Source organism: Telmatospirillum sp. J64-1 (assembly GCF_006980715.1).
Taxonomy (GTDB): Bacteria; Pseudomonadota; Alphaproteobacteria; order Rhodospirillales; family Magnetospirillaceae; genus Oleiliquidispirillum; species Oleiliquidispirillum nitrogeniifigens.
In genome coordinates this window covers 15,961-37,991 of sequence record NZ_SBHN01000029.1, presented here as the reverse complement: position 1 = coordinate 37,991, position 22,031 = coordinate 15,961, and the positions used below count along the sequence as shown (strand labels likewise).

20 protein-coding genes are annotated in these 22,031 nt (G+C 65.4%); 12 read left to right on the top strand and 8 right to left on the bottom strand.

The window, feature by feature from the left end; genetic code table 11:
• Positions 1 to 40 precede the first annotated feature (40 nt).
• Positions 41 to 1,369 (bottom strand): ammonium transporter, encoded by a 1,329-nt coding sequence (locus tag EPD66_RS21475; RefSeq protein ID WP_370511909.1) that lies wholly within the window; start codon positions 1,367 to 1,369, stop codon positions 41 to 43.
• Between the two features lie 299 nt (positions 1,370 to 1,668).
• Positions 1,669 to 2,007, bottom strand: a complete 339-nt coding sequence (gene glnK, locus EPD66_RS21470; RefSeq protein ID WP_142850618.1) for a P-II family nitrogen regulator — start codon at positions 2,005 to 2,007, stop codon at positions 1,669 to 1,671.
• A 244-nt stretch (positions 2,008 to 2,251) separates the two neighbouring features.
• Between glnK and EPD66_RS21465 the strand changes: the two genes are divergently transcribed.
• Complete coding sequence (locus EPD66_RS21465) at positions 2,252 to 3,487, top strand: UbiH/UbiF/VisC/COQ6 family ubiquinone biosynthesis hydroxylase (protein ID WP_142850617.1); 1,236 nt, start codon at positions 2,252 to 2,254, stop codon at positions 3,485 to 3,487.
• Positions 3,488 to 3,497: 10 nt separating this feature from the next.
• On the opposite strand, the gene EPD66_RS21460 is transcribed toward EPD66_RS21465, so the two are convergent.
• A complete protein-coding gene (locus tag EPD66_RS21460; RefSeq protein WP_142850616.1) occupies positions 3,498 to 4,409 on the bottom strand; it encodes a LysR family transcriptional regulator in 912 nt (303 codons plus the stop codon).
• A gap of 111 nt (positions 4,410 to 4,520) precedes the next feature.
• On the opposite strand from EPD66_RS21460, the gene EPD66_RS21455 reads away from it, so the two are divergent.
• Both EPD66_RS21455 and EPD66_RS21450 read left to right on the top strand, forming a co-directional pair.
• Positions 4,521 to 4,841, top strand: coding sequence for a nuclear transport factor 2 family protein (locus EPD66_RS21455; protein ID WP_142850615.1), 321 nt, complete (start codon positions 4,521 to 4,523; stop codon positions 4,839 to 4,841).
• Positions 4,841 to 5,620, top strand: coding sequence for an SDR family oxidoreductase (locus tag EPD66_RS21450; protein ID WP_142850614.1), 780 nt, complete (start codon positions 4,841 to 4,843; stop codon positions 5,618 to 5,620). The genes EPD66_RS21455 and EPD66_RS21450 overlap by 1 nt, the downstream gene beginning before the upstream one ends.
• Positions 5,621 to 5,810: 190 nt before the next feature.
• On the opposite strand, the gene EPD66_RS21445 is transcribed toward EPD66_RS21450, so the two are convergent.
• From EPD66_RS21445 to EPD66_RS21430, 4 genes are all read right to left on the bottom strand, one after another.
• Entirely contained in the window at positions 5,811 to 7,334 is a 1,524-nt protein-coding gene (locus EPD66_RS21445; protein ID WP_142850613.1) for a hypothetical protein, read from the bottom strand.
• A gap of 15 nt (positions 7,335 to 7,349) precedes the next feature.
• Entirely contained in the window at positions 7,350 to 7,802 is a 453-nt protein-coding gene (locus tag EPD66_RS21440; RefSeq protein ID WP_142850612.1) for a type III secretion system chaperone, read from the bottom strand.
• Positions 7,803 to 7,812: 10 nt separating this feature from the next.
• Positions 7,813 to 8,277: a type III secretion system chaperone gene (locus EPD66_RS21435; protein ID WP_142850611.1), complete on the bottom strand. Its 465-nt coding sequence runs from the start codon at positions 8,275 to 8,277 to the stop codon at positions 7,813 to 7,815.
• 147 nt (positions 8,278 to 8,424) lie between these two features.
• The gene (locus tag EPD66_RS21430) at positions 8,425 to 9,429 is read right to left on the bottom strand and encodes an asparaginase (protein ID WP_142850610.1); all 1,005 of its coding nucleotides are present in this window, start codon (positions 9,427 to 9,429) and stop codon (positions 8,425 to 8,427) included.
• 124 nt (positions 9,430 to 9,553) lie between these two features.
• On the opposite strand from EPD66_RS21430, the gene EPD66_RS21425 reads away from it, so the two are divergent.
• The 4 genes from EPD66_RS21425 (at position 9,554) to EPD66_RS21410 (ending at position 12,092) form a co-directional block, all read left to right on the top strand.
• Positions 9,554 to 10,099, top strand: coding sequence for an invasion associated locus B family protein (locus EPD66_RS21425; RefSeq protein ID WP_142850609.1), 546 nt, complete (start codon positions 9,554 to 9,556; stop codon positions 10,097 to 10,099).
• A gap of 107 nt (positions 10,100 to 10,206) precedes the next feature.
• The gene (gene rlmN, locus EPD66_RS21420; RefSeq protein ID WP_142850608.1) at positions 10,207 to 11,385 is read left to right on the top strand and encodes a 23S rRNA (adenine(2503)-C(2))-methyltransferase RlmN; all 1,179 of its coding nucleotides are present in this window, start codon (positions 10,207 to 10,209) and stop codon (positions 11,383 to 11,385) included.
• Between the two features lie 231 nt (positions 11,386 to 11,616).
• Positions 11,617 to 11,835: a hypothetical protein gene (locus tag EPD66_RS21415; protein ID WP_255448608.1), complete on the top strand. Its 219-nt coding sequence runs from the start codon at positions 11,617 to 11,619 to the stop codon at positions 11,833 to 11,835.
• Entirely contained in the window at positions 11,832 to 12,092 is a 261-nt protein-coding gene (locus tag EPD66_RS21410; protein WP_142850607.1) for a DUF805 domain-containing protein, read from the top strand. Before EPD66_RS21415 ends, EPD66_RS21410 begins: the two co-directional genes overlap by 4 nt.
• Before the next feature lie 14 nt (positions 12,093 to 12,106).
• On the opposite strand, the gene EPD66_RS21405 is transcribed toward EPD66_RS21410, so the two are convergent.
• Positions 12,107 to 14,782 (bottom strand): ATP-binding protein, encoded by a 2,676-nt coding sequence (locus EPD66_RS21405; RefSeq protein ID WP_221931073.1) that lies wholly within the window; start codon positions 14,780 to 14,782, stop codon positions 12,107 to 12,109.
• 296 nt (positions 14,783 to 15,078) lie between these two features.
• Here EPD66_RS21405 and EPD66_RS21400 point away from each other — a divergent pair, with 296 nt between their 5' ends.
• The 5 genes from EPD66_RS21400 (at position 15,079) to gyrB (ending at position 22,016) form a co-directional block, all read left to right on the top strand.
• Positions 15,079 to 15,432, top strand: a complete 354-nt coding sequence (locus EPD66_RS21400; protein ID WP_142850605.1) for a hypothetical protein — start codon at positions 15,079 to 15,081, stop codon at positions 15,430 to 15,432.
• Positions 15,429 to 17,090, top strand: a complete 1,662-nt coding sequence (locus tag EPD66_RS21395; protein ID WP_142850604.1) for an FAD-dependent oxidoreductase — start codon at positions 15,429 to 15,431, stop codon at positions 17,088 to 17,090. Before EPD66_RS21400 ends, EPD66_RS21395 begins: the two co-directional genes overlap by 4 nt.
• A gap of 173 nt (positions 17,091 to 17,263) precedes the next feature.
• Positions 17,264 to 18,382 (top strand): DNA polymerase III subunit beta, encoded by a 1,119-nt coding sequence (gene dnaN, locus EPD66_RS21390; RefSeq protein ID WP_142850603.1) that lies wholly within the window; start codon positions 17,264 to 17,266, stop codon positions 18,380 to 18,382.
• Complete coding sequence (gene recF, locus EPD66_RS21385) at positions 18,379 to 19,548, top strand: DNA replication/repair protein RecF (protein ID WP_142850602.1); 1,170 nt, start codon at positions 18,379 to 18,381, stop codon at positions 19,546 to 19,548. The genes dnaN and recF overlap by 4 nt, the downstream gene beginning before the upstream one ends.
• A 14-nt stretch (positions 19,549 to 19,562) precedes the next feature.
• On the top strand, positions 19,563 to 22,016 hold the full coding sequence (gene gyrB / locus EPD66_RS21380; RefSeq protein WP_142850601.1) for a DNA topoisomerase (ATP-hydrolyzing) subunit B: 2,454 nt from the start codon (positions 19,563 to 19,565) through the stop codon (positions 22,014 to 22,016).
• The last annotated feature ends 15 nt before the right edge of the window (positions 22,017 to 22,031 follow it).

Genomic DNA, 22,031 nt, shown 5'->3' with positions numbered 1-22,031 from the left:
CCCCCCAGGTTTTCGTTCGCGAAGAAATCAAGAAGGTCCCTTAGTGGATGACTTCGCCGTGCTGGGTCAGGTCCAGGCCGTCGCGTTCTTCCTCGGGGGTGACGCGCAGGCCGATGACCAGGTCGATGACCTTGAGCAGGACGTAGGAGGCGACGGCGCACCAGACGATGGTGGCGAGGATGCCCCAGATCTGGGTGACGACCTGACCGGGATTGCCGTCGATCAGGCCGGCGGTGCCGCCGATGGCCTCGATGGCGAAGACGCCGGTCAGGACGGCGCCGACGATGCCGCCGATGCCGTGCACGCCGAAGGCATCCAGGCTGTCGTCGTATTTCAGGGTATGTTTCAGCCATGTGGCGCCCCAATAGCAGACCACGCCCGAGATCAGGCCGATGGCCAGGGCGCCGCCGGGGGCGACGAAGCCGGCTGCCGGGGTGATGGCGACCAGGCCGCCCACGGCGCCCGAGATGATGCCCAGCACGCTCGGCTTCTTGCGCAGCGCCCATTCGGTGAACATCCAGGACAGGGCGGCGGCGGCGGCGGAGATCTGCGTGACCAGCATGGCCATGCCCGCGGCGCCGTCGGCGGCCACGGCGGAGCCGGCGTTGAAGCCGAACCAGCCCACCCACAGCAGCGAGGCGCCGATCACCGCCAGGCCCAGATTGTGCGGCGCCATGTTGTCCACGCCCCAGCCCTTGCGCGGGCCGAGCACGATGCAGGCGACCAGACCGGCCACGCCGGCATTGATATGAACCACCGTGCCGCCGGCGAAGTCGAGTACGCCGTCATCGCCCAGGAAGCCGCCGCCCCAGACCCAATGGGCCACGGGCACGTAGACGATCAGCAGCCACAGCCCGGTGAACCACAGCAGTGCCGAGAATTTCATGCGGTCGGCCACGGCACCGGCGATCAGGGCCGGGGTGATGATGGCGAAGGTCATCTGGAAGACGACGAAGATGCTTTCGGGGATGGTGCCCGACAGGGTATCGACACCGATTCCGGCCAGCATCACGCGGTCGAAACCGCCGATGAAGGCGTTGCCCTCGGAAAAGGCCAGGGAATAGCCGACGATCATCCACAACACGCTGGCCAGCGCCGCCACGGCGAAGCACTGCATCATCATGGACAGGACGTTCTTCTTGCGCACCATGCCCGAATAGAACAGGGCCAGGCCGGGCAGGGTCATCATCAGCACCAGGGCGGTGGAGATGAGCATCCAGGCGGTATCGCCCGAATTCAGTTCCGCCACCTCTTCGGCGGCCACGGCCAGGTCGGAGGCTTCCTGCGCCCAGCCGAGCGAGGCGAAGGCAGTCATCGCCATTGCCACGGCACCACCGCGCAACACCGATTTCGAAATCGTCTTCATCATTTCCCCTTGAAGGCATAGCCCAGCGGGCCAGTTGGCCGCCTTGTACCAAAATCCGTGCCACGGGCCGCAGGGGCGGTTTCCCGCGGTTTTGGCCGGGGCTGGCGGACGAGGAACTAAACCGTCTGGTATAGCTTTGGGCAAATCCGGGGATTTCTGCCGAGAAAAAGGGCAAGGCAGGGAACATAAAAAAATGGCCCGGAAGCGGGGGCTTCCGGGCCGAGGATCAGGGAGGAGATCAACGCAGGTACAGGAACAGTCCGGCCTAGAATATTTAGGATGAAAAACCGGCACTTACAGGGTCATAGGGCGGCGACATCCGTTTCGCCGGTACGGATGCGTATCGCCTGGTTGAGGTCCATGACGAAAATCTTGCCGTCACCGATCTTTCCGGTATAGGCGGATTGCTGGATGGTCTCGATCACGCGCTCGACCATGTCGTCGGGAACGGCGACCTCGATCTTCACCTTGGGCAGGAAGCTGACCAGGTATTCGGCGCCGCGATAGATTTCGGTCTGCCCCTTCTGGCGCCCGAATCCCTTGACTTCGCTTGCCGTCAGCCCCTGGATGCCCAGCGGCATCAGCGCCTCGCGCACCTCGTCCAGCTTGAAGGGTTTGATGATGGCCATGACCAGCTTCATCTTTCGCACCTCCCTTCCATGGCGGCCTGTGGCGCGGTATGGCGCCGACGGCCCCGGGTAACCATAGTGATTCACTTGCCCCTTCCCCTTTTCAAGAGCCGTGCCGTTTGACGGAAAGGCCGGAAAACCGGGATTTGCCGCCGAGACGCCGCTCTTCCGGAGATCGGGCAGCCTAAACTTTGGGCAGCATCTGCCTGTTGTGTGGCCTCTGGACAAGACCGCGTGGTAAGCGCAAATTCGCCCCATGACGATACACAGCCCTCATGGCGTGGATATCCGCGCCGACATCCTGGTCATCGGCGGCGGCCTTGTCGGCGGTGCCATGGCCTGCGCCCTGGCCAAGGCCGGTATTTCGGTCGCGGTGGTGGATCACGAAGGCCCGGCGGCCGCCATGGCCGCCGAATTCGACGGCCGTTCCTCGGCCATCGCCTTGGGACCCAAGCGCGTGCTGGAGGTCGCGGGGCTGTGGGACGCGATCGCCCCCGAGGCCGGGCCGATCCTGGAAATCCGCGTCTCGGACGGCCCGTCGCTGATGTTCCTGCATTACGACCACAAGGATGTCGGAGACGAACCCTTCGGCTGGATCGTCGAGAACCGCACGACCCGCAAGGCCATCTTCTCGACCCTGCCGCAACTGGACAAGGCGCAACTGATCGCCCCGGCCCAGGTCGTCGGGGTCGAGCGTGGGCCGCTTTCCTCCGTCGCCACCCTGTCCGACGGGCGGCGCATCGAGGCGCAATTGGTCATCGCCGCCGACGGGCGCGGCTCGGCCACCCGCAAATCCGCCGGGATCGACATCCGGAAATGGGAATACGGCCAGACAGCCATCGTCTGCACCGTGGCTCACGAAAAGCCTCATCGCGGCATCGCCCAGGAACATTTCCTGCCCGCCGGGCCCTTCGCCATCCTGCCGATGACCGGTAACCGCTCCTCCCTCGTCTGGACGGAGAAGAGCCATCTGGTGCCCGCCATCATGGCCCAGGACGACAAGGGCTTCCTGAGCGAGCTGTCCTGGCGCTTCGGCGATTTCCTGGGGGACATCGCCGTCGAGGGGCCGCGCTTTTCCTATCCGCTGTCGGTCCAGTTCGCCGACAGCTATATCGCCCGTCGCCTCGCCCTGATCGGCGATGCCGCCCATGGCATGCATCCGGTGGCGGGGCAGGGCATGAATTACGGCCTGCGCGATGTCGCCGTCCTGGCCGAGGTCCTGGTGGAAAGCCATCGCCTGGGCCTCGACCTGGGCAGCCCGGCGGTGCTCGACCGCTACCAGCGCCTGCGCCGCTTCGACAACATGCTGATGCTGGGCCTGACCGACGCCCTGGTCCGGCTCTTCTCCAACGATATCGGTCCCATCCGGCTGGCCCGCGATATCGGGTTGGGCCTGGTCAACCGCATGACGCCCCTGAAGAAGGTCTTCATGCGCCACGCCATGGGCGAGATCGGTACCTTGCCCCGGATGATGCGCGGGGAAGCGCTGTAGGGGAACTTAGCTATGACGCCGGGCCTGGCCGCCCGGCGAATTCGCGCGCCATGGCAAGGAAGGCCTTCAGGCCGGCGGACAAATTGCGCCGGCCGGGATAATAGAGGCAGAGGCCGGGAAAAGGAGGAGTCCAATCCTCCAGCACCCGGATGAGGCGCCCGGTCTCGATATCTTCCCGGACATCTTGTTCCATGAAAAAGCCAAGGCCGATGCTCTCGAGGACGGCAATGCGCGCCAGGCTCGCTTCATCAAGGATGATGGGGCCGCGCACATCGACCTGCACGGCCTCGCCCCGCTTCTCGAATTGCCACCGGTAGAGCGCTCCGTTCGGCAATCGCACGCGAATGCAGTCGTGATCGAGAAGGTCCGGAGGAATGCGAGGCTTCGCGCGTTTCCCGAAATAGGCCGGAGAGCCCACGACGGCATAGCGTTGCGGGCGGCCGAGAGGGAGGGCGATCATGTCGCTGGGCACGAGATCGGCGACCCGCACCCCCAGGTCGAAGCCTTCGGCGACGATGTCGATCAGCCGCCCTTCGGTGACCAGATCGACGCTCATTTCCGGATAACGGCGGAGGAACGCGATCACGAGCGGGGAGAGGATCTCGCGCGCCGCGAACGTGGCGGCATTGATCCGCAGCCTTCCCGACGGCGTCTCGCGTTGCGCGCGCACCGCTTCCATGGCGTCGTGAATATCCCGCAATGCAGGGCCGACTTGCTCGACGAAGAGCCGGCCCGCATCGGTCAGCGAGACACTGCGGGTCGTGCGATTGAACAGCCGGACCCCCAGATTCGCCTCCAACTTGCCGATTGCATGGCTCAAGGCGGTGGTGGACATGCCCAGATCGATCGCAGCGGCGCGGAAGGAGCCCCTCCGCGCGATGGCGATGACGGCATTCAGCTCGTTCAGGCCTGCACGTTCCATTATCCTGAATCTTTCAATTCTTCATGCCGGTTTATCCCTATTATCCGGATAATGATCCAGCCCTATCTTCCGGCGGTAACTTTGATCGCCACGTCAAGAAGGGGCAGAAGAATGAAACTTCCTCCAGTCGTGAAAGCCTATTTCGAGGCCGATAGGGGCGAGGACGCCGATGCGTTCGCTCGAATTTTCTCCAGGAACGCCGTGGTGACAGACGAGGGCAGGACCTACGAGGGGATTGAGGCGATACGGGCATGGTGGCTTGACGCGAAGGAAAAATACCATCACGTCGCCCAGCCGCTGGAAATGACGGAGACGGGTGACCTGATTTCGGTCCGGGCCCAGGTGCATGGACAGTTCCCGAGCAGCCCCGCGAGACTGGAATTCGTCTTCACGCTCGAGAACGACAAGATCGTGGCGCTGGAGATCGTCTGATGACGGACTTCCTCACGCTCGAAGGGAAGCGCGCCCTTATCACCTCCGGCACGAAGGGCGCCGGTGCCGCGACCGTCGCGCTTTTCCGCGAACTGGGCGCGCAGGTGCTGACGACGGCGCGCTCGCGGCCGGAGACGCTGCCGGAAGACCTTTTCGTCGCCGCCGACCTGACCACCGTGGAAGGATGCGCCACGGTCGCCCGGACGGCGCGTCAGCGGCTGGGCGGGGTCGACATCATCGTGCATATGCTCGGCGGTTCATCGGCCCCCGGCGGCGGCTTCATGGCGCTGACCGATGACGAATGGCGGAAGGAGTTCGACTTCAATCTGTTTCCGGCGGTTCGCCTCGACCGCGCGCTTGTTCCGGGCATGATCGCGCAGGGACACGGGGTCGTGATCCATGTTTCTTCCATTCAGAGATCGCTTCCCCTGCCCGAAGCGACGACCGGCTATGCCGCCGCCAAGGCCGCGCTTTCGACGTATAGCAAGAGCCTGTCGAAGGAAGTGTCGCCCAAGGGAATCCGCGTCTTGCGGGTTTCACCGGGATGGATCGAGACGGATTCCTCGGTCCGTCTGGCGCAACGGCTGGCCGAAGAGGCCGGCACGGATTACGAGGGCGGCAAAAGGATCATCATGGAGTCCCTGGGCGGCATTCCCATCGGGCGTCCCTCCAAACCCGCCGAGATCGCCAATCTGATCGCGTTCCTCGCATCGGATCGCGCGGCCACGATCACCGGCACGGAATATGTGATCGACGGCGGCACGATTCCCACGGTCTGACCGCCTGAATTCCCGTGAAAAGGGGAGCCCATGGAGCAGCTTCATCCATATCTGACGGCTCACATCGCCATCAGCCCCAGTATGGGCCCCATTTTCGCGGGAATGACGATTTGCTGCGGGCGGTATCGGTTTCGTCAGCAGCATGGGACGGCCTCAGGGCCGCCCCACGGAAAGTGCTGCCGGTTCCAGGCTAACCCAGCAGGTGGCGCGACAGGGCCGCATCCTGCCGGAAGCGGGGAAAGAGGTCGCCGATATTTTCCAGCATCCTTTTGCGGACCGGCTGGAAGACTTCTGTCAACTGCTCCTCCGGGGCCGCGTTGTCCGGATGGGCCGTGCGCAAAGTTGCGAGGCCTTCAAGGAAATGCCTCTTGTCTGCTCCCGACAGGTTCCATTCGTCGAGTTTCCCCTCCATGGAGGACAGGATCTCCAGGCTGGGAGCCTTCTCGAAATTCCGCGCGGCTTCGAGGAAGGGACCATATTCCGGGCTGAAGGCCTTTTTCTCAGCAAAGAAGCAGAAGTCCGAGACAAAGCGTTCATTGTCGCTGCTCAGCAAGTCATGGGGCCGCAGATTGGCGGCATCATAGGTCTTGTCGAGCAGGCGATAGGCCATGACCTCGCCCATGAAGCTGGCATTCTCCGATGGCACCGGCGGCTGGTCCACCAACATCTCCACATCCTTGATCCGTTCAGCAGCCTTCAGACCGATCTTCTGGCCCAGAAGATCCACCATCGTCAGCAGTACGGTACGGGACCGGTCGGTCGAGGTGTCGACGCGGTTATCCTTTCCTTCAAGCAGCGATCCCAGCATGAATTCTTTCACCAGCCCATCGGGGCGCAGCATCTCGTTGCGCAAGGCCTGGGCGTCCTCTTTGGACATGGAGCTGATCATCTTCTCCATCGGGGCGCGCAGTTCCATCAAGGTGTCTTCGGCACCGTTCAGCGGGCGCTGCCTGGCCGTGGCGGAGTCTTCCGCGGCCCGTTTGGTCGCCAGCAGGCCGTCGACCAGGAGCATGGCTTTCTCGGAGGTGAAATCTCCTCCTTGACGGATGATCTTGACGGTGTCGGCGGCATTCTCGGCGATCCGTTTTTGGCCGTCGAGGGCGGCGGTGGCCCCGGCCTCGCCGATAGCCACGGTCAGTTGGGCCACGCGGACGGCCTGTTCCTTGGCTTCCTCGGGCGAGACGATCTTGCTGTTGTCGCCCGACGCGGCATCCAGCCGGGCCGAAAACTCGCTTTTGATGAAGTCGTGCTGGGCCTTGCTCAGATCCTCGATCCTGACGCGCGGGTCCAGGGAATCGAAGATCTGTGTCATGGCCGGGAGGGCGGGCTCATACATCACCTTGAAGCCGCCATTGGTGCGCTGTATCTCGACTTTCCGATCGTCGGCAGCCTTGATCGCGCTGCGGATGTCGCGAGCTTCCAGCGGTTTGGTGCTGTTGGAATCGATGCCGAACTCTCGAAGAATTCTATCGGCCACGGACTGGCCGTATTCCTTCTGCATGGCGGTGACGAAGGCATCGTTGGCGCGCTGGTTCTCGGTCCCTTGGGCGGCCTTGGTCTCGGCGCTGGCGAATTGGGACTTGATCCAACTCACCGCGCGGCTGAAGAAATTGGTATTGCTGTTGACGATCTGGGCGTTTTTATCCGGCCCCTGGATGTTCAATTGGCCGCCGATGGCGGCGGCGGAGCTGAAGTCGCGGATTGACTGGATCATCTTTTCCCCCTGTGGTCAGGCCAGAGTGCCGATCGCCACGGAAGCGGGCGGTTGGGTATTGTTGTCATGCTCGGCGCTGGCCAGGACGGCCTGCCAGGTTTCGGCGGTGTCGCACAGGTCGCCCAGCGTCGTGCGCAGCCGCGTCGCGTCCAGCGAGACGGCGGGCAGACGGATGGCCAGCACCGTATCGCCGGATCCCCCCAACAGCGACAAGGTCGCCCCGCGCGTTGCCGCCCAGCCGCAATTGGCCTGGAGCATCAGGCGCAGGACCGAGGCCCGCGCAGGCCCCGCGACGGGGCCGAGGACGGTGTAGATCGTCACATGGCCGACGGGAAAATTCGCCACCAGCGTGATCGGGTGCTTGTCGATCACCAGGCTGGCCATTCCTGCGTCATCCCAGGTCAGGGCCACACCCAGGTCCTGGGCGAAATCGGTCAGGCGCGGGGCCAGATCCACTGAAACGCTCATGCCTGTCTCCTCAGATGCGGATGGCGTGGCCGGGCATGGCCGGAGCCGTGTCCAGGGCGGGGATGGAGGGGGTGCCAACACTTTGGGCGAGGATCATCTCGGCCAGGCGTTCGGCGGCATCGATGAAGTGGCGCAAGTCCTCTTCGAAGGCCGCCTGATCCAGCCCCTTCAGGGGCCAGGCGCGCATCAGCACCGCTTCATCATCGGGGCGCAGGGAAAGCGTTCCGCCCGCCGTCCGCGACCAGAGGAAATTGGCTTCCAGCAGGGTTTCGAGCAGTTCCTCCCCTGCCGTCTGATCGAGTATCGCCAAGGGGGAAATTGCCAGGATTTCTTCTTGCTGCGCATCAATGGCCAGCTTTACCTGAATGGCCCCGTCGAAAAGCAGATCGCAGGTGCCCGCATCGTCGAAGGCCAAGTCCTCGAAGCCCAGCGTTCGGCCCAATTCCCTTATCAGGGCGTTACTCTCATCCAACATTTCAGTCCTAAGCCATGAGTGGATCTCCTCATTGTAGGAACGTGGGCGGGAAAATGGTTCCCGAGAAACTGGCTGCTCCGGTGCTTTCGGGGGAATGACGAGGACAAAGGGTGTGTCGGCAATATGCAGGGGCTGCCAGCCCCTCTCTTACGCCCAGCCTTTCCCCGGCCGGATTTCCCCGACCACGCGCCCGGCGGCGTTGCGTAGGGCCGGTCGGGCATGGCCGGCGAGGCGGGCCTCGTCGTCAGGCGACAGGGCCCCCAGGCGGCGCAGGATTTCGATCATGGCCACATCCGAGGCGCGGCTGGCGCCGTCGTCGATCTTCACCGCGATTCCCAGCCCCTGGGCGGGCAGGGCGGCGGCATAGACAGCCTCGGCGCCGCCCTTGGTGACCAGCGGGCGGCCGGGCTGCATCAGCCTGGTATCCATCCGTACCGAGCCGCCGACCATTTCGGGATGGGCGGTCATGGCGGCGCGGATGCGCTCCAGCGCGGCACGGCGGCCGGGGCTCTGGCCGCCGGGATCGGCGAGGCGGGCCATGCCGAGCGCCAGGGCCGACAGGGGAAGGGCGAAGGTGGGAATGCCGCAGCCGTCGACGGCGGGGTTGTCCAGCGGCGTCTCGGTCATTTCGGCCAGGGCTTCGGTGACGCGGCGCTGGACGGGATGGTCGGGCAGGATGTAGCCGCGCGTCTCTTCGCCCATGAAACGGGCCGTGGTGAGCATCCCGGCATGCTTGCCCGAGCAATTGTTGTGCAGCGGGCAGGGCGGAATACCGTCATGGACGAGGCGGCGGGCGGTGTCCGGATCGACCGGGGCATGGCTGCCGCATTCCAGGTCCTTGGGGCCCAGGCCGATCCGTTCCAGCCAGGCCGCCACCGCTTCGGTATGGCGGGCCTCGCCGGTATGCGAGGCGCAGGCCAGCGCCAGTTCCCGGGGACCGAGATGCCAGTGATCCAGGGCGCCGGTCTCGACCAGCGGCAGGGCCTGAAGGGGCTTCACGGCCGAGCGGGGATAGGCGGGACGCGAGATATCGCCTAAGGAAAGGGCGACTTCCCCTTTCGCGTTAGAGACGCAGACTACACCTCGGTGGTAACTCTCAACCTGTCCGCCGCGGATGATTTCGACCAGGATGGGATTCGCCGCCTCGCCCATTTCTGTCTCTCCTCCCTTGAATTTCGAGGGATGTGGAACATCCTCCGCGTTGGACAAGGGGCTAGTTGACAGTTCGTGCCCCGAATGGTTCAAGGGTAGCAGGCGGAGAATACGGAGGAGAATCATGCTCGGGACGCGTCGTCTTCCCATTTTGGCTGCCATGGCCGCCAGTATCCTTGCCGCCGCGCCCGCGTTGCTCGCCTCGTCCCCGGCCGAGGCCCAGGCGACGGCTCAATCGCTGGGCCGGAACGGCGCCTGGGAAGGCTATGTCTTCGAAGCCGAAGACGGCAAGGTCTGCTACATGGCCAGCCGCCCCAGCAAGAGCCAGGGCAGCGTCAGCGATCGCGGGCCGGTCTATGTGGCCGTGACCCATCGGCCCGGCAATGACAGCCGCGATGTGATCAGCATCAATGCCGGCTATCCCTTTGCCGAAGGCAGCGAGGTCCTGGTCAAGCTGGACGGCAAGGACTATACCCTGTTCACCCGCGACGATACGGCCTGGACCTATCGCAGCGAGGACGATGCCGAGCTCACCAAGGAAATGATCCGGGGACGGGTCATGGAGGTGCGCGGCAAGCCCGCCAATGGCGAAGAGACCCTGGACAGCTTCTCGCTCATGGGCTTCACAGCCACCTATCGCGCCATCAGCCAAGCCTGCAATATCCGGTAGGGCGCGGGGCAAGAGAAGAACGGTGTCATGGGGCGGGCTTTCCGAGTATCTGGAAAGCCCGCGTAAAGTCGTTGCCTTTTGGGTCCTTCCGCCTATATGAAGCGGTCATGAACAGCACCATCGCCCCCGAAAAAGCGTCCGACGCCACGGCGTCCGAGCGGCCGAACCTGATCGGCCTGTCGCGTCAGGAACTGATCGAGGCCCTCGCCAGCCTGGGCGAGAAGCCGTTTCGCGCCAAGCAGCTTTGGCACTGGCTCTATCATCAGGGCGAGACCGACTTCGCCAAGATGACGACCCTGGCCAAGGATCTGCGGGTCAAGCTGCAGGATCATTTCGTGGCCCAGCGCCCGACGATCACGCGCGAGCAGACCTCGTCGGACGGCACGCGGAAATGGCTGCTGAAATTCCCCGACGGCAACGAGGCCGAGACGGTCTACATCCCCGAGGAGGATCGCGGCTCGGTCTGCGTCTCCTCGCAGGTGGGCTGCACCCTGACCTGCAAGTTCTGCCATACCGGCACGCAGCTTCTGGTCCGCAACCTGATGGCGGCGGAAATCGTCAGCCAGTTCATGGTGGCGCGCGATTCCTACGGCGAATGGCCTTCGCCCATGGATGGCGGGCGGATGATCTCGAACATCGTGCTGATGGGCATGGGCGAGCCGCTGTTCAATTACGACAACGTCGCCAAGGCGCTGAAGATCATCATGGACGGCGAGGGCATCTCGGTGTCCAAGCGCCGGATCACGCTTTCGACCTCGGGCGTGGTGCCCGAGATGAAGCGCTGCGGCGAGGAACTGGGCGTCAATCTGGCGGTCTCGCTGCATGCGGTCACCGACGAGGTGCGCGACCGCATCATGCCCATCAACAAGAAATACCCGATCAAGGAATTGATGCAGGCCTGCCGCGATTATCCCGGCATGAGCAATGCGCGCCGCATCACCTTCGAATACGTCATGCTGAAGGGCATCAACGACAGCCTGGCCGATGCGCGCGAGCTGATCCGCATCACCAAGGGCATTCCGGCCAAGTTCAACCTGATCCCCTTCAACAAATGGCCGGGCTCGGATTTCGAATGCTCGGATTGGGACGATATCCGCAAATTCTCGGACTTCCTGTTCGAGCAGGGATATTCCGCCCCCATCCGCATGCCGCGCGGCCGTGACATCCTGGCCGCCTGCGGCCAGCTCAAATCCGACAGCGAACGCGCCCGCCTGACCCGCATGGCCGAGCGCATCAAGGCCGGCATCCCCGACGACGAGCATCACAAGCCTCAGCCGGCGGTGTAACAGACGGCGGAAAAAGACGGCGCTGTCTGCACCGAATCGTCACCCCCGCGGAAGCGGGGGTCCATGGAACCGCTTGGATTCCCGCTTTCGCGGGAATGACGATAAAAGCAGGGCTCATCCCGCAGCATGAGGGGCCAAGCGGGCCGAAGGCGTTTCGGGAAAATCCCCGCTCTTTTCGGGTATGGTTGACTTCCGCCTTCCGCCTCTCATGTCGGGGGGTGGAGGTGACGCATGGACTATACCCAAACCATCATGGTCGAGGTCTTCGGCTCGGCCCTGGTGACCGGGCTTCTGCTCGTCTTTCCGCTGTGGCGCATTTTCCGCCGGGCCGGGCTCCAGCCCATCTTTTCCCTGCTGGTCTTCATCCCCGGCATCGGCTTCATCGCCGTGCTGCTGATGCTGGCCCTGTCGCGCTGGCCCGCCCTGGAAAGCGGGGAGACGGGCATATGATGGGCCCCGATGCCGATCCCGGTGCCGTCTCCTGGTTTCCGGCCATCTTCGGCTTCGTCTTCCTGGTCTTGGCCGTCTGGGCCAATATCCAGATCCTGCGCAAGGCCGGGCGTTCGGCTTGGTGGGCGCTGCTGATGTTGTTCCCGCTGGCCTATTTCATCGGGGTCTGGATCTTCGCCTTTTCCCGCTGGCCGCGCGAGGACCAGGTCGCGAGCGCCCGCGACAGCTTCCGCAGCGGCGACCAGTTCCGGCGCTAGGGAAAGCGAGAAGCTCAGACGGGCATCGCCAGCAGGCTTTCGATTCCCTCGGCCAGATCCCGCAGCGAGACGGGCTTCTTCATCACCAGCAGGCGTTCGCGGTGCTCGTCGCCGATCTGGTCGGTCGCGCCCAGATGGCCGGTGACGACGACGATGGGCAGGAAGGGGTCGAAGTCGCGCACGCGCTCGATCAGGGTTTCGCCGTCGCCTTCGGCCATGCGGATGTCGGTGACGATCAGGTCGGGAGGGTCGGCCTGGAAGCTTCGCCATGCCTCGTTGCCGCCCCGGGCCGTGCTGACCCGGTAGCCCGCATTCTCGAAGAAGGCGGCCATGGCCGCCAGGGCGGCGGGCTCGTCCTCGACCAGCAGCAGGTGACGGCCGGGCTGGGCGGCGGGGAAGGGCAGGATATTGACCAGCGGGCTGGCCGTGCCCGAGCCGATGCTGTTTTCCTTCACCAGCGGCAGGGTCAGCGTGAAGGTGGCGCCGTCGTCGTTGTTGCCCGCCGAAAGCAGGCCACCCATGGCATCGACGATGCTGAAGCTGACCGACAGGCCCAGCCCGGTGCCGCGCCCCGCCGCCTTGGTGGTGAAGAAGGGCTCGAACAACCGGTCCAGCAGATGATTGGGGATGCCGGTGCCGTTGTCCGAGACGCCCAGGCGCAGCATGTCCGGGCCCAGTTCGGCGGTCATGACGATGGCGGGCTGCCAGGACGCCGGGCGTCCCTCCTGCGCCGCCCGCTCGCGCAGGGCGTCCAGGGCATTGGTCAGCAGGTTGACCACCACCTGTTCCAGTTGTACCGGCCTGCCCTGCACCGGCGCCACCTCGGCGGGCAGCGAGATGCGCAGGGTCACGCCCTCGCCGCGAATCTGCTGCTCCACCAGGTCGAGGGCCCGCTTGACGGTGGCGACGGCGTCGAACACCACCACGCTGCCCTGCTCCTTGCGGCTGAAGATGCGGATATGGTCGATGATCTCGGCCATGCGCCCGGTCTGCTCCGAGATCAGGGTGAATTGCCGCCGTTGATGGGCCTCGTCGCTGCGGCCGTTGCGCATCATCATCAGCGTGCCGTCGGCGGCCATGCGGATGATGTTGAGCGGCTGGCTCAGTTCATGGGCCATGCCGGCGGCCATTTCGCCCAGGATCGCCAGCTTGGCGCTTTGCAGAAGCTGCGCCTGCATCTGGCGCCGCTCGGTGACGTCGCGGATCACCACCTGATGGGCGGGCATGCCTTGCAGGGTGATGTCGGCGGACATGGCCTCGGCCTCGAAGACCTGGCCGTCCAGCCGCACATAGCGTTCCTCAAAGGGCCCCTTCGAGCGGCCCCGGCCGAGGATGCGGGCGCGCAGGGCGGCGCGGTCGTGCTCATGCACCAGGTCCAGCAGCGAGCGGCCGGTCAATTCCTCGGGACCGGCGGCGCGGAAGACCTGCAAGGCGGCGGCATTGGCGAAGGCGATGCGTCCACCGGCATGGACCAGGATGGCGTCGGGCGACAATTCCACCAGCGAGCGGAAGCGTTCCTCGCTTTCTTCCAGCCGCTGGGTGGCCGCCCGCATTTCCGTGATGTCGCGCGCCGATACCGCCAGGCCGTTGGCAAGCGGCACGATCTGGCAGCGCAGCAGCATCCGCCCGGAGGGAGAAGATAGGGCGATGTCGCTCTTCTGCGGCCCCGGCAGGGTCAGGGCGGCCAGGCAGGCACGCAGCAGTTCCGGGGCGTTGGGCAGGCTTTGCGACAGCGGTCGGTCGATCAGCGTCTCGACCGGGCGGGCCAGCAGCGCGGCGCCGCGCTCGTTGATGTAATGCAGCCGGAAATCCCGGACCATGCCTTTGTCGTCGCGCAGGCAGCCCAGCAGCAGGAAGGCGTCGAGGCGGCCCTCGGCGGCGGCGCGGAAATAGGTTTCACTGGCATGGCTGCGGCGCAGCCAGCTTCCCAGCAGGAAGGCCGCCAGCAGCAGCAGGGCCGTCACCGCTAGGCTTTGCAGGGCCTGCGGCCAAGCCTGGTCCCGCCAGGGCGCCAGGGTGCGGTCGCGGGGCAGGGCCACCAGCACCGCCAGCGGATAGCCGTGGACGCCGTGTTCGGCCCGGACGGCGCGGTCCGGATCCTGCGGCAGATCACTGCTCCGGGCCGAGGAGGGGAACAGGATGTCGCCCTCCCGGTGCAGCAGGGCGACCAGCCCCTGCCCGTCCGCCGCGAGGTCCTGGTAGAAGCCGTCGAAATAGGATGGCGCCATCCCCGCCACAGCCAGACCGGCGAAACGGCCCGTGGCGTCATGCAGGCGCCGCCCGACGAGGACGATCCCCTCGCCGTTCTCCTCCACCACCCGGCCGATCAGCAGCCCTGTTTCCGGGAAGTCGGACGAATCCGCCCACTCGGCGGGATCGAAGGGAAGGAGGCCTGCGCTCGTCCATCGTCCGCCGGTATCCTGCACGGCCAGCCGGTCCACCTGCGGCAGGGTGCGCAGGGCGGCTTGCAGCCGGGGCTGCAGGAGCCGCGGGTCCGAAGCGGGGGCGGCGAGGCTCGCCAGCGTCCCGTCGATCGCGCCGAAGCTGCGGGCGGCATGTTCCTCGAGGGCGCGGGCGAGGCGTGAGGCCTGCTCTCCGGCCTCGGCCAGGCTCCGCTGATAGCCGTGCCAGAGGGTGCGGCCGGTCGAGAAAAGCAGCGCCACGATCACCAGCGCCGTTGCGCCCCACAAATACAGCTGCAGCCGGGGGCATCGGGGTCCCCTGAGCGCACGGATCCTTCTGCCGCTCCACAAGACGCGCTTCTCCTTCATGGGCGCCGGATAGCCTGGCGCAACCCTAGCTTCTCCTAGACTAGTCCATGACGCGCGGCATGAGGCCAGGACTTTCGTTGGGAACGGCCCCGCTACTTTCGTCAGTACGCTGTCCAGCGCAGCCCATTTGCGTGTGTTTCTCCGCTCTTTCGGCTGATTGCCCCGTGCCTGTTGCAACTGCACATAAGGACACGGCATCGGTGAAGAGGGGGATCATGAAACTCAGCAGACGCAGCTTGCTCGGCACTGGTTTGGCAGCCGGCGCCGCCTTCCTGTTTTCGGGGGACACGGCCAGGGCGCAGGGGGCCCAGCGCCTGTTTCCCCATCTCGACAGCGCCCGGCGCGTGGGCCGCCAATATCTGGAACGGAATCCCGGCGAGGCCAGCCGCGAGGCGCTGCTGGCGGCGCTGGATCTGCCTCCGGACATCGGCTGGGACGATCTGGCGGACCTCCTGCCTTCCCTGTTGGAGCGCGATTTCCGGGCCGGGAACACGCTCTATGTCGACAACTGGATGCTGGCTCGCTGCGAAGCACGGCTCTGCGCATTGACGGTGGTGACATCCTCGTGATCGATGATCTTCGCAACCATCCCGATGGGAGTGTCATCGAAGCTGACCTCTGCATCATCGGTGCCGGCCCCGCCGGCATTTCCATCGCCCGCGAATTCGCCAAGCCGGACATGGCCCTGTCGGGGCTCCGGGTCTGCCTGATCGAGAGCGGCGGATTCGATTTCGACAGCGAAACCGCCGACATGTATGTGGGCGAGACGGAAGGGCATGAATACTATCCCCTCGACGTGACGCGGCTGCGCTTCTTCGGCGGCGCCTCGAATCACTGGGCGGGCTATTGCATTCCCTTCAACGAGCTGGATTTCCAGCGCCGCGACTGGGTGCCCGACAGCGGCTGGCCCATCGACTACACCACGCTGGAGCCCTATTACCAGCGCTGCCAGGAACTGTGCCAGATCGGCCCCTTCAACTACAACCTGGCCGACGCCTTGCCCAGCGACCTGAAACTGCACGATTTCCTGCCCGAGAAGATCGAGGGCAAGGTCTGGCAGTTCAGCCCGCCCACCCGCTTCGGCCAGGTCTATCGCCGCGAATTGCGCGAGGCCGAGAATGTGCGCGTGCTGCTGTTCGCCAATGTCACCGAGATCGAGAGCGATTACACCGCGCGTCGCGTGATCGGTGCCAAGTTGGCCAGCATCACCGGCAACACGGCCCGGGTGCGGGCCAAGACCTTCGTGCTGGCCTGCGGCGGGCTGGAAAATCCCCGCCTGCTGCTGGCCTCGAACAGCGTGCAGACGGCCGGGCTGGGCAATGGCCGCGACCTGGTCGGGCGCTATTTCATGGAACATCCCGAAGCCGGTCCGGCGATCGGCGTGGTCCAGGCCGATGGCGCCAAGGTGCCGTGGTATGCCGGATTCCACAATTGGGGCATCGACATGATGCCCGCCCTTTCCCTGAGCGAGGAGGTCCAGCGCCGCCACCAATGCTTGGCGGCGGCGGCGGGGATCGAGCCTTTGGCCCAGTTCCAGCGCAATACCGGCTATTTCGCCCTGCGCCGCCTGTTCCTGGCTTTTCGCCAGATGCAGATGCCGGAAAACTTCACCAGCGATGTCTGGCATGTGCTGACCGACCTAAATGATGCCGCCAACGGCACCATGCGCTGGCTGCGCGGACGCCACTACCGCCCGTCCCTGCGCATGGGCGACACGGTGCGGGTCCGCTGGCGGCTGGAACAGGCGCCCGACCGCGACAACCGGGTGGTGCTGAGCGACGAGCGCGATGCCCTGGGGGTGCCGCGCATCCGCCTGCATTGGCGTCTCAACGAGATCGACCGCCATACCCTGCGGGTCGCCACCCAGGTGATGGGCGAGGAGCTGGGGCGGCTGGGCTTCCTGCGCCTGCGCGTGGAGGACTGGCTGATGGACGACAACGCCCCCTGGGACGGCGATGTGGTGGGCGCGTTCCACCATATGGGCACCACCCGCATGTCGGACGATCCCAGCCAGGGCGTGGTGGACAGCAATTGCCGCGTCCACGGCATCGAAAACCTCTATATCGCCGGCAGTTCCGTCTTCCCCACCGGCAGCCATGCCATGCCGACCTTCACGCTGCTGGCCCTGGCCCTGCGCCTGGCCGACCATCTGCGCGGCGAGCTGGCGGGGCGCATGATGGTGCGGGAAACCCTGATGACGCCGGTCGTGGCGCCCCTGGTCAAGTAGGGCGCACCGGCCGCGGCGGCGAAGCGGGAGGGGGGCCATCCCCGCCTCGCCGCCCGGCATGCTTTTCCTTCCTTCCCCTTCAAACGGCTTTGGAATCAATCGGCTTATGCTATACTGCGCGGCCCCGTGTTTTCACGGTGTCGAATTCGCAAGAATGGTAGCTCGCATACGCCATGAAACTGACCATCGAACGCGCCGCACTGCTCAAGTCCCTGGCCCATGTTCAGAGCGTGGTCGAGCGCCGGAACACCATTCCGATCCTGTCCAATGTCAAGCTCGAGGGGCGCGCCGGCCAGCTCAGCCTGAATGCGACGGATATGGACCTGGATATTCTGGAAGCGGTCCCCGCCGACATCGCCGAGCCGGGCACCATCACCGCCCCCGCCCATACGCTCTATGACATCGTCCGCAAGCTGCCCGAAGGCAGCCAGGTCGAGCTGGAACAGAGCGGCGGCGACGGCCAGATGACCCTGCGCTCCGGCCGCTCGAAATTCACCCTCTCTTGCCTGCCGGTCGAGGATTTCCCGGTCATGTCGGGGGGCGAATTGCCGCATAGCTTCACCCTGGCGGCGGAAGAGCTGAAGGCCCTGATCGACCGCACGAAATTCGCCATCTCGACGGAAGAGACGCGCTACTACCTGAACGGCATCTTCCTGCACGCCACGGAAAGCAACGGCGTGCCGGTGCTGCGCGCCGTGGCCACCGACGGCCACCGGCTGGCCCGCATCGAGGTGCCGCTGCCCGAGGGCGCGGCGGGTATTCCCGGTGTCATCGTGCCGCGCAAGACGGTCGGCGAACTGCGCAAGCTGGTCGACGAGGGCGCGGTGGAGGTCACCGTTTCGATGTCGGACAGCAAGATCCGCTTCGCCTTCGGCGATGCGGTGCTGACCAGCAAGCTGATCGACGGCACCTTCCCCGATTACGAGCGGGTGATCCCGTCCGACAACGACAAGATCCTGGAAGTGGATTGCAAGCTCTTCTCCCAGGCCGTGGACCGCGTGTCGGCCATTTCCACCGAGAAGTCGCGGGCCATCAAGCTGAGCGTCGAGAAGGGCAATCTGACCCTGTCGGCTTCCAGCCCCGAGAATGGCAGCGCGATGGAAGAGGTCGAGGTGTCCTACGATTCCGCGCCCATGGAAATCGGCTTTAATTCGCGCTATCTGCTCGACATCCTGGGGCAGGTGGAAGGCGAATCCGCCCGTTTCGCCATGTCGGACGCCGCCTCCCCCACCGTCGTGCGGGAAGTCGCCGATGGCAGTGCTATCTATGTTCTTATGCCGATGCGTGTGTGAGCCAAGACGCCTGTTCCATCCCTGCCGATACGCCCTGGCTGGCGGTGAGGCGCCTGACGCTGACTGATTTCCGTTGCTACCCCTTTCTCAGGCTGGACACCGAATCCCGCCCTGTGGTGCTGACGGGAGCCAATGGCGCAGGCAAGACCAACCTGCTGGAAGCCTTGTCGCTGCTGACGCCCGGGCGGGGCTTGCGGCGGGCCAAGCTCTCGGAAATGGCGCGGCAGGCGGCGGGCGAAGGGGCGCCCTGGGCGGTGGCGGCGGTGCTGTGCCGCCCGGCCATGGGCGGCGGAGTGGACGAGACGGAAATCGGTACCGGCCGCGAGGCGGGAACCGAGCGCCGGGTGGTCAGGATCGACGGGCAGCCGGCCCGCACCCAATCCGCCCTGGCCGAGATCCTGTCGGTGGTGTGGCTGACGCCGAGCATGGACCGGCTGTTCCAGGAAAGCGCCTCGGGCCGGCGCCGCTTCCTCGACCGCCTCGTCTATGGCCTCGATCCGGCCCATGCCGGGCGGGTCAATGCCTACGAGCATGCCCTGCGCGAGCGGGCGCGGCTGCTGAAGACGGGCGGCGATCCGCAATGGCTGGCGGTGCTGGAAGAAACCATGGCCCTGCGCGGGGTCGAGATCGCGGCGGCCCGGCGCGATTGGGTCGGAAGGCTGGACCAGGCCTGCCGCGCCGGGATCGGTCCCTTCCCGGCGGCCGGGCTGGAATTGTCGGGTATGGTGGAGCGCTGGCTGGAGGACGAGCCGGGCGAAGAGGTGGTGCGGCGTCTGCAGGCCTTCTTCGCGACCTCGCGCCGCCGCGACAGCGAAGCCGGCGGAGCGGCAGACGGGCCGCATCGCACCGATTTGGCGGTGCGCCACCGGCCCAAGGACATGCCGGCGGGCCTGTGCTCGACCGGCGAACAGAAGGCGTTGCTGGTCTCCATCGTCCTGGCCCAGGCGCGGGTCCAGGCCGAGTTGCGGGGCGCGGCGCCGCTGATGCTATTGGACGAGGTGGTGGCGCATCTGGACGAGACGCGCCGCAATGCCTTGTTCGACGAGTTGTGCGCCCTGGGCGCGCAGAGCTGGCTGACCGGAACCGACGCGGCTTTGTTCGCGGGTTTCGGAAGCCGTGCGCAATTCTTCCGCGTCGATGACGCCTGTGTGACGCGGCAACAGTGAAGGTGAGTGGCGATATGTCGAGCGATCAGACCCCCGAAGCCGTGACGTCCGCCGAGTATGGCGCGGATTCCATCAAGGTGCTGCGCGGGCTCGAAGCGGTGCGCAAGCGGCCGGGCATGTATATCGGGGACACCGATGACGGCTCGGGCCTGCATCACATGGTCTATGAAGTCGTGGACAACGCCATCGACGAATCCCTGGCCGGCCATTGCGACCGCACCGATGTGCAGCTGAACGGCGACGGCTCGGTCACCGTGCGCGACAACGGCCGCGGCATTCCGGTGGATATCCACAAGGAAGAAGGCGTGTCGGCGGCCGAGGTCATCATGACCCAGCTGCATGCCGGCGGTAAATTCGACCAGAATTCCTACAAGGTCTCGGGCGGCCTGCACGGCGTCGGCGTCTCGGTCGTGAATGCCCTGTCGGAATGGCTGGAGCTGCGCATCTGGCGCAACGGCAAGGAATATTTCATGCGCTTCCGCCATGGCGAGGCCGAAGCGCCGCTCGCCGAGGTCGGCGACGCGCCCTTCGACGAGCGCCGGGGGCGGCCGCAGACGGGCACGGAAATCACCTTCCTGCCGTCGAAGGAAACCTTCACCAAGACCGATTTCGATTTCGCCACGCTGGAACATCGCCTGCGCGAACTGGCCTTCCTGAATTCGGGGGTCTATCTGCGCCTGATCGATGCCCGCCACGAGGAAACCCAGACGGTGGAGCTGCATTACGAGGGCGGCATCGAAGCCTTCGTCAACTGGCTCGACCGCTCCAAGGTCAGCCTGCACACCCCCGTGGCCGCGACCGGCGAGCGCGACGGCATCACCGTCGAGGTCGCCATGCAGTGGAACGACAGCTTCCACGAGACCACGCTGTGCTTCACCAACAACATCCCGCAGCGCGACGGCGGCACCCATCTGGCCGGCTTCCGCGCCGCCCTGACCCGCACGCTGAACGCCTATGCCCAGGACAGCGGGTTGATGAAGAAGGAGAAGGTGCAGCTTTCGGGCGACGACATGCGCGAAGGCCTGACCTGCGTGCTGTCGGTGAAGGTGCCGGACCCGAAATTCTCGTCCCAGACCAAGGACAAGCTGGTGTCCTCGGAAGTCCGTCCGGTGGTGGAAAGCATCGTCTCCGACCGCCTGGGCCAGTGGTTCGAGGAACATCCGGCCGAGGCGCGCAAGATCGTCGGCAAGGTGGTCGAGGCCGCCGCCGCCCGCGAGGCCGCCCGCCGCGCGCGTGAACTGACCCGGCGCAAGGGCGCGCTGGACATCGCCACCCTGCCGGGCAAGCTGGCCGATTGCCAGGAACGCGATCCGGCCCTGTCCGAACTCTTCATCGTCGAGGGTGACTCGGCCGGCGGCTCCGCCAAGCAGGGGCGCAACCGCGCCTTCCAGGCCATCCTGCCGCTGCGCGGCAAGATCCTGAACGTCGAGCGTGCGCGCTTCGACAAGATGCTGTCCTCGGCGGAAATCGGCACGCTGATCGCCGCTTTGGGCACCGGCATCGGGCGCGAGGACTTCAATATCGAGAAGACCCGCTACCACAAGATCATCATCATGACCGACGCTGATGTGGACGGCAGCCACATCCGCACCCTGCTTCTGACCTTCTTCTACCGTCAGATGCCGGAACTGATCGAGAAGGGCTATCTGTATATCGCCCAGCCGCCGCTCTATCGCGCCAAGCGCGGCAATTCCGAGGTCTATCTCAAGGACAATCGCGCCCTCGAGAATTACCTGATCGACGGCGGACTGGTCGATACCCTCTACACCACCGACAGTGGTTTCCAGATCGGTGGGCAGGACCTGCGCGCCCTGGCCGAGACCGCCCGCCAGGTGCGCAACCTGCTGGGCCCGATCTCGCATCGCGTGCCGATGTTCGTGGTGGAACAGGCCGCCATCTCCGGCGCCCTGTCCGGCCCGGCCATCACCAAGGAAGAGCTGGGCCGTCCGCTGGCCGAGGAAATCGCCCGGCGCCTCAATGCCGTGGCCTCGGAATTGGAAAAGGGCTGGACCGGCACCTGGATCGAGGGCGAAGGCATCCAGCTTTCGCGCACCCTGCGCGGCGTCACCGAGCGTCACATGATCGACGACGCCATCGTCCGCAGCGCCGAGGCCCGCCACCTCGATTCCATCGCCGCCTCGCTGAAGGACAATTTCGGCAGCCATGGTGTGTTGAAGTCCAAGGACCGCGAGACGACCATCACCGGTCCCGTCGCCCTGGTGGACGCGATCATGGAAGCGGGCCGCAAGGGTATCGCCATCCAGCGCTACAAGGGCCTGGGCGAGATGAACCCCGAACAGCTTTGGGAAACCACGCTGGACCCGAATGTGCGCTCGCTGCTCCAGGTCAAGATCAGCCATGCCGACAACGCCGAATCGGTCTTCTCGACCCTGATGGGCGACGTCGTCGAACCGCGCCGCGACTTCATCCAGAACAACGCCCTGAAGGTGGCGAATCTGGACGTTTAAGACGGCGGCCCGGCA